The organism is Streptomyces glaucescens (genome assembly GCF_002154375.1).
Classification (GTDB): domain Bacteria; phylum Actinomycetota; class Actinomycetes; order Streptomycetales; family Streptomycetaceae; genus Streptomyces; species Streptomyces glaucescens.
Window position 1 is genome coordinate 18,244 of record NZ_MUND01000324.1, and the last position, 11,006, is coordinate 29,249.

General features: G+C 69.7%; 8 protein-coding genes. 4 read left to right on the top strand and 4 right to left on the bottom strand.

Going from position 1 to position 11,006, the window contains the following annotated elements; translation table 11 throughout:
- Positions 1 to 55: 55 nt before the first annotated feature.
- Positions 56 to 388 (bottom strand): hypothetical protein, encoded by a 333-nt coding sequence (locus CCN42_RS21470; protein WP_086737939.1) that lies wholly within the window; start codon positions 386 to 388, stop codon positions 56 to 58.
- 109 nt (positions 389 to 497) lie between these two features.
- On the opposite strand from CCN42_RS21470, the gene CCN42_RS21475 reads away from it, so the two are divergent.
- The 3 genes from CCN42_RS21475 to CCN42_RS21490 all read left to right on the top strand — a co-directional run bounded on the left by CCN42_RS21475 (position 498) and on the right by CCN42_RS21490 (position 5,991).
- On the top strand, positions 498 to 866 hold the full coding sequence (locus CCN42_RS21475) for a hypothetical protein (protein ID WP_086737940.1): 369 nt from the start codon (positions 498 to 500) through the stop codon (positions 864 to 866).
- Between the two features lie 224 nt (positions 867 to 1,090).
- A complete protein-coding gene (locus CCN42_RS21480) occupies positions 1,091 to 2,338 on the top strand; it encodes a L,D-transpeptidase (protein WP_086737953.1) in 1,248 nt (415 codons plus the stop codon).
- Between the two features lie 335 nt (positions 2,339 to 2,673).
- Positions 2,674 to 5,991 (top strand): S8 family peptidase, encoded by a 3,318-nt coding sequence (locus tag CCN42_RS21490; protein WP_086737942.1) that lies wholly within the window; start codon positions 2,674 to 2,676, stop codon positions 5,989 to 5,991.
- Between the two features lie 36 nt (positions 5,992 to 6,027).
- On the opposite strand, the gene CCN42_RS21495 is transcribed toward CCN42_RS21490, so the two are convergent.
- Entirely contained in the window at positions 6,028 to 6,942 is a 915-nt protein-coding gene (locus tag CCN42_RS21495; protein ID WP_086167328.1) for a helix-turn-helix domain-containing protein, read from the bottom strand.
- Positions 6,943 to 7,124: 182 nt separating this feature from the next.
- Here CCN42_RS21495 and CCN42_RS21500 point away from each other — a divergent pair, with 182 nt between their 5' ends.
- Complete coding sequence (locus CCN42_RS21500; RefSeq protein ID WP_086737944.1) at positions 7,125 to 8,165, top strand: NAD(P)-dependent alcohol dehydrogenase; 1,041 nt, start codon at positions 7,125 to 7,127, stop codon at positions 8,163 to 8,165.
- 69 nt (positions 8,166 to 8,234) lie between these two features.
- Here CCN42_RS21500 and CCN42_RS21505 read toward each other — a convergent pair whose 3' ends face one another.
- The gene (locus tag CCN42_RS21505) at positions 8,235 to 9,455 is read right to left on the bottom strand and encodes an FG-GAP-like repeat-containing protein (RefSeq protein WP_086737946.1); all 1,221 of its coding nucleotides are present in this window, start codon (positions 9,453 to 9,455) and stop codon (positions 8,235 to 8,237) included.
- A gap of 746 nt (positions 9,456 to 10,201) precedes the next feature.
- Positions 10,202 to 10,636 (bottom strand): hypothetical protein, encoded by a 435-nt coding sequence (locus tag CCN42_RS21510; protein WP_086737948.1) that lies wholly within the window; start codon positions 10,634 to 10,636, stop codon positions 10,202 to 10,204.
- Positions 10,637 to 11,006 lie beyond the last annotated feature (370 nt).

Here is an 11,006-nt window from a genome sequence, read left to right on the forward strand (position 1 = left end):
AGCGGACTATGAAGGCCGCGTCAAGAACACGTCAAGCCAGATCAGCAAAGGGCACTTACAGCCCAAGTCGCTCCCTGCGCACCGAATACACCACGAATCCGGCGCCCAGGGTCAGGCAGAGTGTGCCGCCGGCGACGTACGGGGTGCTGTCGAAGCTGCCGGTGTCGGCGAGCCGGGTCTCGCTCCCGGTTGTGCTCAGCGACGCGGTCGTGGCGGTGGTGGCCGCGGAGGCCGCCCTGGCCTGCGTCGTCTGCGTGACCTGCGGGGCCGAGGGCTGCTGTCTGGCCGGGGCGTCCGCCGTCGCGTTGGCGGAGGGGACGAACCACAGGGCGCCCAGCAGGGCGCCCGCGGCGGCGGCGGTCAGCAACGGACGGCGAGCGGATGACACGGAATATCGATCCCCTTGTGGCGCTGGCGAATTGGCCGTGTGGGGCGATGTTAGTGAAAGGCGCGGGTCACGGGAAAGTCACGGGCGCCCCGGGCCGTACGCTCGCGCCATGAGCACTGCAGAGACATCACGTTTTGTACGGCTTCGAGTGGAACTCGTCCTCGAAGTCACGGACGAGGAGGCGGTCACCAAGGCCGCGCTGCGCCGACTTGCCGCCGAGTCGGATATGCCGGCCGCGGAGCGGGTACCCGCCGAGAGCGCTGTGCGGGAGGACGCCGCGGAGGCCCTGGCTTATCTCGTCGACCCGTTCGACCTGGTCGGCGAGGTGCCGGGAGTCGACCTGCAACAGGCCTCCTGGAGCAGCGAGCAGGTGGAGTACGACCCGGATTCGCCGGACTGGGACCTCGACGAGGATGATGTCGACGCGGACGACGACGAGGGCGACGGTGAGGACGGCGGCCGGGTGTCGGGCGGCTGAGCGCGACGGGGAAAATAGTGCCCCGGGGCGGCAACCGCGCCCTGGGGTTTCTTCGTCTCAAGGGGCGCACTGACCGACACCCGCACCGTTCCGCCCGGCGGCGGACGTGGTGTGCCCCACACATGAGGGAAATGTGGAACGGGACGAACCGGTCGTAGCGTTGAAACCTCTTAACGGGGACTCTCGGGGTTTTTGGGGAATCGGCAACGATGGAGAAGCGTGTGATGACGAACAGTAAGCGGCGCAAGGGCCTGTCGGTCGCGTCCGCACTGCTCGGCGGTGTGCTGGTGCTCTCGGCCTGCTCCGGCGGCGATGAGGCCTCCGGGAGCGAGGGCAACGACACCTCGCAGGCCAAGGTCGACGAGGCGGCGGCGCAGAAGACCTCCGAGGCCCAGATCAAGATCACGCCCGCGGACGGCTCGAACAACGCCTCCATCAACAACTCGGCCACCGTCACGGTGAGCAAGGGCACGCTCGCCGAGGTGAAGATGACCACCGCGGACGGCACCGCCGTCGCCGGTGAGATATCGGCGGACAAGACCAGCTGGAAGCCGAGCGCCCAGCTGGAGCGCGCCACCACCTACAAGATCGCGGTGACCGCGACGGACGCGGACGGCCGTGAGGCCCATGAGAACGCGTCCTTCACCACGGTCTCCCCGGACAACAGCTTCATAGGCTCCTTCACTCCGGAGGACGGCTCCACGGTCGGCGTGGGCATGCCCGTGTCGATCAACTTCGACAAGGCGATCACCAACAAGGCGGACGTCCAGAAGGGCGTCACCGTCTCCTCCAGCAGCGGCCAGGAGGTCGCCTGCCACTGGTTCAACGCCAACCGGATGGACTGCCGTCCGCAGGAGTACTGGCAGGAGGGCTCCAAGGTCACCCTGAAGCTGGCGCTCGACGGCGTCGAGGGTGCCGAGGGCGTCTACGGCGTCCAGCAGAAGACGGTCTCCTTCACCATCGGCCGCAACCAGGTCTCCGTCGTCGACGCCGAGACGAAGCAGATGAAGGTCATGCAGGACGGGAAGGTCATCAAGACCATCCCGATCTCCGCCGGCTCGCCCGACAACAAGACGTACGAGGGCCAGATGGTGATCTCCGAGAAGTTCAAGGAGACCCGGATGAACGGCGCGACCGTCGGCTTCACCGACGACGACGGCAAGGGCGAGTACGACATCAAGGACGTGCCGCACGCCATGCGCCTGTCCACGTCCGGCACCTTCATCCACGGCAACTACTGGGGCGCGAAGTCCATCTTCGGCAGCGTGAACACCAGCCACGGCTGCGTGGGCCTGTCCGACACCAAGGGCGCCGACGACCCGAACACGCCGGGCGCCTGGTTCTTCGACAACTCGATCGTCGGTGACGTCGTCGTCGTGAAGAACACCGGCGACAAGACCATCGCCCCGGACAACGGCCTCAACGGCTGGAACATGGACTGGGCGCAGTGGAAGGCGGGCTCCGCGATCTGACGCGGGCTCACCTCGGCCGAGGATGCCGCCTCCCCCCGGGGGAGGCGGCATTCGCGTATGTCCGGCCGTGCTGCTCCGCGTTCGCGGGAGGCCCCGGCCGGTGACGAGCCGGAAGCGAACCATCCGGGTCAAGGAGAACAATTCCTGAGGAACCGTCCACGATGGGCCCGAGTCGGCGCGTTCCTATAGCGAACTCGTGACACAAACCTCTCTTGAGGCGGCAGATCACCCCCCGGCATACTTCCAGTTCCGGGGGGTGCACGAGCACGTGTGCGGGACCACCCCCGGCCGGGTGAACGGGGAATTCGCCCGGTACCACAACTCCAGGGGGAGTTTTGCGCAGACAAGCGAAGAGAGCGGGCGCCGCCGCGGTAGCCACCGCGGTCGCCGTGGCCCTCGCCGCGGGACTGACCACCCCGGCGTCGGCGAAGGCCGGGCAACCTGCTCACAGCAGCGCCGAACTGACGTCCCAGCACCACATCACCCTGATCACCGGTGACCGGGTCACGGTGGACGCCAAGGGACGCGTCGTCGGCGTGCAGCCGGCGAAGGGGCGCGAGCACATACCCGTACAGATCCGCAAGGCCGGCGGGCACACGCTCGTCATACCCGCCGACGCGGCCCGCCTGGTCGCCACCGGCAAGCTCGACCAGCGGCTGTTCGACGTCACCGAGCTGAACAGGTCCGCCACCCGCAAGGCCCAGAAGCAGGGCCTGAAGGTCATCGTCGGCTACCGGGGCGCCGCGGGCGCCACGAAGGGCGACGTCCGGGACGCGGGCACCCTCCGCCACAGCCTGAAGGCCCTGAACGCGGACGCCGTGCAGACCCCGTACGCGGACACGCAGGAGCTGTGGGACGCCGTCACCGACGGCGACCGCACCGCCTCCGGCATCGCCCACGTCTGGCTCGACGGTGTGCGCCGCGTCAACCTCGACAAGTCCGTCGCGCAGATCGGCGCCCCCAAGGCGTGGGCGGCCGGCTACGACGGCAAGGGCGTGAAGATCGCCGTCCTGGACACCGGTGTGGACGCCACCCACGCCGACCTCAAGGACCAGGTGGTCGCGTCCAAGAACTTCACCAAGGCCGCCGACGCCGGCGACAAGTTCGGCCACGGCACCCACGTCGCCTCGATCGCGGCCGGCACCGGCGCGAAGTCCGGCGGCAAGTACAAGGGTGTCGCGCCCGGCGCCGACATCCTCAACGGCAAGGTCCTCGACGACTCCGGCTACGGCGACGACTCCGGCATCCTCGCCGGCATGGAGTGGGCCGCCGAGCAGGGCGCCGACGTCATCAACATGAGCCTCGGCGGCCCGGACAGCCCGGAGATCGACCCGCTGGAGGCGGCGGTCAACAAGCTGTCCGCCGACAAGGGCGTGCTGTTCGCGATCGCCGCGGGCAACTCCGGCCCCGAATCGGTCGGTTCGCCCGGCACCGCGGACGCCGCGCTCACCGTCGGCGCCGTCGACGACAAGGACGAGCTGGCGGGCTTCTCCAGCACCGGCCCGCGCCTCGGCGACGGCGCGATCAAGCCGGACGTGACCGCGCCCGGCGTGGACATCACCGCCGCCTCGGCCAAGGGCAGCGTCATCGCGCAGGAGGTCGGCGAGAAGCCGGCCGGCTACCTGACCATCTCCGGTACGTCGATGGCCACCCCGCACGTCGCGGGCGCCGCCGCCATCCTCAAGCAGCAGCACCCGGACTGGACCGGCGCCCGGATCAAGGCCGCGCTGACCGCTTCCACCAAGGGCGGCGCGTACACGCCGTTCGAGCAGGGCTCGGGCCGCATCCAGGTCGACAAGGCGATCAAGCAGACCGTGGTCGCCGAGCCGGTGTCCGTGAGCTTCGGTGTGCAGCAGTGGCCGCACACCGATGACAAGCCCGTCACCAAGCAGCTCACCTACCGCAACCTCGGCAAGCAGGACGTCACCCTGACCCTGTCCGCCAAGGCCACCAACCCCAAGGGCCAGGCCGCCCCGGCGGGCTTCTTCAAGCTGGGCGCCACCAAGGTCACGGTCCCGGCCGGCGGCACCGCCTCCGTCGATCTCACCGTCAACACCAAGCTGGGCGGCACCCTCGACGGCGCCTACTCCGCGTACGTGACGGCGACGGGCGGCGGCCAGACCGTGCGTACCGCGGCGGCCGTACAGCGCGAGGTGGAGTCGTACGACGTCACCCTGAAGGTGCTGGACCGCGCCGGACAGCCGACGAAGAACTACAACGCCGGCCTGGACGGACTCACCGGCCTGGGCAAGAACAAGTGGTACACGCCGTACGACCCGGACGGCACCGTCACCACCCGCGTGCCCAAGGGCACCTACATCCTCAACGCGGGCATCTTCGTGGGCACGGACCCCGAGAAGTACGAGGGCGCCGACTGGCTCGCCCAGCCCAAGCTGAGCGTCACCAAGAACACCACGATCACGCTGGACGCGCGCAAGGCCAAGCCGGTGGACATCACCGTGCCGAACGCCGCAGCCAAGGCCGCCTACCTGTCGACCGACTTCACCGTCGAGACCAACGACAGCGTCTACGTCTACGGCTGGGGCCTGGAGTCGTTCGCCAACTTCCGCACCGCCCACCTCGGCCCGCAGGTCACCGACGGTTCGCTGTCCCAGCAGTGGGAGGGCCACTGGACCAAGGGCGCCAACGAGCAGTACGACACCAGCATCGGCGCCAAGGTGAAGCAGCTCGCCACCGGCTACACCAAGCACTACAAGCCCGGTGACCTGGCCCGCGTGAAGGTCGCCATGGGCGCCCAGACCGCCGGCAAGAAGGGCGCGATCTCCGCCATCGGCTGGCTGCCCGGCAGCTACGGCGCCTCCTCCATCGCCATCCCGCAGAACCTCCCCGGCACCCGCACGCTGAACCTGTCCACGCAGGGCGGCATCCGGTGGGACCTGGAGTTCGAGCAGTACGGCGGGGTGGACGCGGACGGCTGGCCGCTCTCCGAGACGTACTACTCGTTCGGCTCCGGTCTCGCCCTCAAGGCCGGCCAGAGCTACTCCAGGACGGTCCAGAAGCCCGTCTTCGGCCCGACCATGAACAGCGAGTTCGGCCTCTGGCGGGACGGCAACGAGATCTACGGCTACCTGCCGCTGTTCGCCGACTCGTCGAAGAACCCCGGCTCGTCGCTGTTCACCTCGGTGGCCACCACCCTCTACCGCAACGGCACCAAGGTCGGCACCAACGACGACCCGCTGTTCGGCGAGAAGGTGTTCAAGGTCCCGTCCGGCGACGCCGCGTACAAGCTGACCACCTCGGTCAAGCGGAGCAGCAAGGTCACCGCCTCCTCCACCCGGATCGACGCCAGCTGGACCTTCCGCTCCAAGAAGCCGGCCGGCTCGGCCAAGCTCCCGGCCTCCACGGCCCGCTTCAACGCCGTCACCGGCCTGGACGGCAAGGTCACCGCCGGAAAGACCGCGACCTTCCCGGTCACCGTCGAGGGCGCCGCCAAGGGCAGCAACCTCAAGGCGCTGCATGTCTACGCCTCGTACGACTACGGCCAGACCTGGAAGAAGCTCACGGTCACCAACGGCAAGATCACCGTGAAGAACCCGGCGAAGGGGAAGGCCATCTCCTTCCACGCCAAGATCACGGACAAGAAGGGCAACAAGTCCACGATCTCGATCTACAACGCCTACTACGGCAAGTAGCCGGCAACTGATCCGCCTCAGGCCTCGGCGCCGTCGTCACACCGACGGCGCCGAGGTCTTCGCGTCCGCCCCCCAGCTCGCCAGCAGGCGCAACGCGTCCGCCGACGGGGAGCCCGGCTCGGCGTGATACGTCACCAGGGACTGCTCACCGTCGTCGACCAGCCGGAACGTCTCGAAGGACAGCGTCAGCTCGCCGACCAGCGGATGCCGCAGCAGCTTCACGCCGTACGCCTTCTCCTTGACGTCGTGCCGCGCCCACAGCCGCCGGAAGTCCTCGCTCTTCACGGACAACTCGCCGACCAGCGCCGACAGCCGCGGATCGTCCGGATGACAGCCCGCGTCCAGCCGCAGATAGCCGACCACGTCCGACGCCTTCTGCTCCCAGTGCGTGAACAGATCCCGGTAGTCCGGCCGCAGGAACACCAGCCGCGCCCAGTTCCGCTCCCGCTCCGGCAGCTCCGACCAGTCACCGAACAGCGCCGCCGCCATCCGGTTCCACGCCAGGACGTCCGAACGCCGGCCCACCACGTACGCCGGCACACCGTCCATCGTGTCCAGCAGCTGCCGCAGCGCCCCGCGCACCTGCTGGGTGCGCCCCGCCACCCGCTTCCTGTGCTGCTTCGGCTTCGCCAGATGCGTCAGATGGGCGTGCTCCGCGTCACTCAGCCGCAGCGCCCGGGCGATCGAGTCCAGCACCTCCGCCGAGACGTTGTTCCCGTTGCCCTGCTCCAGCCGGGTGTAGTACGCCACCGAGACCCCGGCGAGCTGAGCCAGCTCCTCGCGCCGCAGCCCGGGTACCCTGCGGCGCCGCCCGAAGTCGGGCAGGCCCACGTCCTCCGGCTTCAGCCGGGCCCGCCGGGTGCGCAGAAACTCGCTCAGCTCCGCCCGCCGGTCCAGACCGGCCCCCCGGTCCTCGGCGGGCTCGGGCACGGCGTCGAGCTGTTCGTCCATACGTCCAGTATTCACGGTCGTACGACGACGAGCCTGACCCCGCCAGTGGTACGCACGGCGAACGTACGCAAAAGCGTGGTCTGGGTGACCGCCGTGATCTCCGGGAAGCTGGGTCACGTGCCCGGACGGAAGACGGACAGAAGGCAGCCGGGCACGAGACCCCCGCTAGGAGACCCCTCGGCATGACCACTGTCGCCGCATACGCCGCCCCCTCCGCCAAGGCGCCGCTGGAGCGCACCACCATAGAGCGGCGGGAACCCGGCGAGTTCGACGTCCTGATCGACATCAAGTTCGCCGGCATCTGCCACTCCGACATCCACCAGGCCCGCGAAGGCTGGGGCGAGGCCATCTTCCCGATGGTCCCCGGCCACGAGATCGCCGGTGTCGTCGCCGCGGTCGGATCCGGCGTCACCAGGTTCGCCGTCGGCGACCGGGTGGGCGTCGGCTGCATGGTCGACTCCTGCCGGGAGTGCGAGAACTGCAAGGCCGGCCAGGAGCAGTACTGCGTCAAGGGCAACATCCCGACCTACAACGGCATCGGCAAGGACGGCGAGCCCACCTACGGCGGCTACGCGCAGACGATCGTCGTCGACGAGAACTACGTCGTCCGCATCCCCGACGGCCTGCCCCTCGACGTCGCCGCGCCGCTGCTGTGCGCCGGCATCACCCTCTACTCCCCGCTCAAGCGCTTCGGCGCCGGCCCCGGCAAGAAGGTCGCGATCGTCGGTCTCGGCGGCCTCGGCCACATGGGTGTGAAGATCGCGCACGCGCTCGGCGCCGAGGTGACGGTCCTGTCGCAGTCGCTGCGCAAGAAGGACGACGGCCTGAAGCTGGGCGCCGACCACTACTACGCCACCAGCGACCCGAAGACCTTCGAGGAACTCGCCGGCACCTTCGACCTGATCGTCTCCACCGTCTCCGCCCCGCTCGACTTCGGCGCGTACCTGTCGCTGCTGAAGACCGAGGGCACCCTCGCGAACGTGGGTGCCCCCGAGGAGCCGATCTCCCTCAACCTGTTCTCGCTGATCGGCGGCGGCAAGACGCTCGCCGGCTCCATGATCGGCGGCATCGCCGAGACCCAGGAGATGCTCGACTTCTGCGCCGAGCACGGCCTCGGCGCCCAGATCGAGCTGATCCGCGCGGACCAGATCAACGAGGCCTACGAGCGGGTCCTCGCCAGCGACGTCCGCTACCGCTTCGTGATCGACACGGCGACGATCTGACGACCCCTGCCGGATGGCGGGCCGCCGGCCGGTGAGGCCGGCGGCCCGGGACCGTGGACCGGGTGGGGCCTAGCTGAGGCCGTTGAGGCCCCACCACTCGCCGTCGGTCCGCTCGCCGGCCGCCAGCGTGCCGGTGTCCCGGCCCTCGTAGGTGACCAGCCAGCCCAGGTGTCCCGGGTAGCCGTCGATGACGTACTTGTCATTGGTCACCGTGGCCAGGTCGGGACGCCCGTCGCCGGAGAAGTCGCCGACCGCGATGAAGTTCGCCATGGCGTTCCAGCCGCCGGAGCCGATCAGCTTGCGGGCGCCGAGCTTGCCGGTGGTGGTGCCCGGGTAGAGCCACAGCTTGCCGGTGGCCGCCTCGCGGGCGTAGAGGTCGGCACGGCCGTTGCCGTTCACGTCGCCGATGCCCACCAGGGCGTTCATGCTGTTCCAGCCGCCGGAGCCGATCAGCTTGCGGGCGCCGAGCTTGCCGGTGGTGGTGCCCGGGTAGAGCCACAGCTTGCCCGTGGCCTTCTCGACGGCGAGCAGGTCGGACCGGGCGTCACCGGTCAGGTCGCCGAAGGCGGTGATCTTGCTCATGCCGTTCCAGCCGCCCGAGCCGAGCAGCCGGCGGCTGCCCAGGGAGCCCGTGCCGGTGCCGGGGTACAGCCACAGCTTGCCGGTGGCCGCCTCGCGGGCGATCAGGTCCTCACGGCCGTCGCGGCTGAAGTCGCCGTGCCGGGTGAGGGTGTTCATGCCGTTGAAGCCGCTGCCGATGAGCCGGCCCGTGCCGTTGCCCGGGGTGAACCACAGCCGTCCCACGTCGTCACGGGCCAGGACGTCCGCCCTGCGGTCCCCGTTCATGTCCCCGAAGCCCTGCGCCTTCGGGGAGGTCTCGGAGTACCAGCGCGGGTAGGCCTTCTGGCTGCACTCGCGCTCGGTGCGGACGAACTTGATCGAGCTGGTGGTCGCGGTCGGCGACGAGCTGAGTTCGCCCGGCGAGTTCGGGTCCTGGGGGAAGTAGCCGCCCCAGGGCGAGTAGTCCTTGTCCTCGTAGACGCAGGCGATCACCTTCGTACGGTTCACGTACGAGCGGATCTTGTCGTCCCAGCTGCCCAGGTCCGCGACGCTCTTGCTCGTCTTCCACATCGAGCCGCCTGCGCCCTCGGCCGACCAGCCGCAGAAGTACCCTGCCGGACAGTCGTACGAGCTGGCCGCCGCCGGCGTGGCGCTCACGGCACCGAGGCCGGTCCCGGCGAGCACGAGGCCGACGACTGCCGCCGTACCCCGGGTCAAACGATTCCGCATGTGCTGCGTTCCCCTCCCATGTCCCGCGCGCCCGGAACCCTGCCCCTCGAACTCCGGGCTCCCCGGGCGGTCATGGCAGGTATTCGGCGGCTGTTCGACGCAAGCCAGGTGATCGTAGAACACGGGGGGATCCCCCGCATCGCAGTTCCGGCACCGCCGGTGTCAGCGCTCGATCACCGGCGAGGTCCTCGCGGCGTGGGCGAGGAGGTGAGCGAAGCGAAGCCACGGAAGCAGGGGCACGTGCGAAGGCGCGCCGCCGGTCCGGATGAGGTCGCCGAGATCGTCGGCGACGGCGGCGAGGTCCCTCACCGCCGGGCCGTCGAGGCGACCGAGAGCCGTGAGGCAGGCGCGGGCGACGGCGTCGAGCCGTCAGCCCGCGGCCGGGGCGACCCCGATCGGGCAGGCACGCCGGTGCCAAGGGGACGGTGCTGCCACGTGACCCATCGCTGCCGTACCTCTGCCGGCGAATCCCACGTCAGACGTCGCACCTTTCCACCACCGGGTTCGGGCTCTCCGGGAGGCCGTCACATCGACCTGGCCGACGCCATTCGAAAGGCCCTCGATGGCACTTGACCATGCGCTCGGCCACTGCGAGTGGCGGACTCGACTCGGCCTTGCAGCGTCTGTCCGGAGGGAGGGAAGGGGGACTCGGCGTGCCACCCGCAGCGCGGAGGCGACGGGGCGAGGGCGAACCGTCCCTGCACATGGCTCCGGCAGGCACTCGGCTCCTGCCCGGTCCGGGGCAGTCAGCCGGCCAGAGGCAGGGCAGCCGCTATCTCGTTCCGCTCCTTGCGGCCGAGCAACGGGAAGACGATCCTCAGGCCCTGCTCGCTGTCCGACGAAGAGACCACGAAGGAGGAGTTGAGTATCCGCTCCTTGATCTCCGAGCGGACGAGACCGGCGCGCGGGATCGTCATCAGGTGTTCCTTCGGCCGGGCGAACACAGGGTCCGCCCGGAAGATGAAGATGCGGCGGTCGGTCATCGCCAAGTACATGGGGGTCGGCGTCGGGATCACGGCCATTGCCCCGCCGCTCAGCATCGCTGAGGCTGCCGCGAACGCCGCCGTCCGGCGCACCGTGACGGAACTCAGGTTCACGATGGTCGTCACCTCGACCTGCTCGCCCGGCTCGAGCAGGGGATCGACGGCGGCCAGAAGCAGGCGGCGGCGCTTTCCGTTCACGGGGGTACTCCTGAGGGGTCGGGCATGAACCGTACGGGGCTGTCCCGTACGGCTTGCGACAGTCCGGCTCCCGTGGCGCCGCAGGGTGCCCGTGCGCGGAGAGCAGCCGGGGCGGACCCCAGCGCGAGGCCTGGCCGGGCGTGAGTCGTCGGCATACCTTGCCATACAGGTCAGGGGGCCATTGAAGTGCCCCGGACACCCGCGTGAGGAGGATGGTGAACGGGACGGTGGAGTCCGACGCCTCCGGCTCGCGCAGCCCCCAGGACCTGGCTCGAGCCGCTGGGCCTCCGACAGGTGCGCGCACCGCGGGCGACCGTGCCCCGGCAGGGGCGGGTTCGGCCGGCGGGCTGCCCGGTCGCGGGCCTCAGCC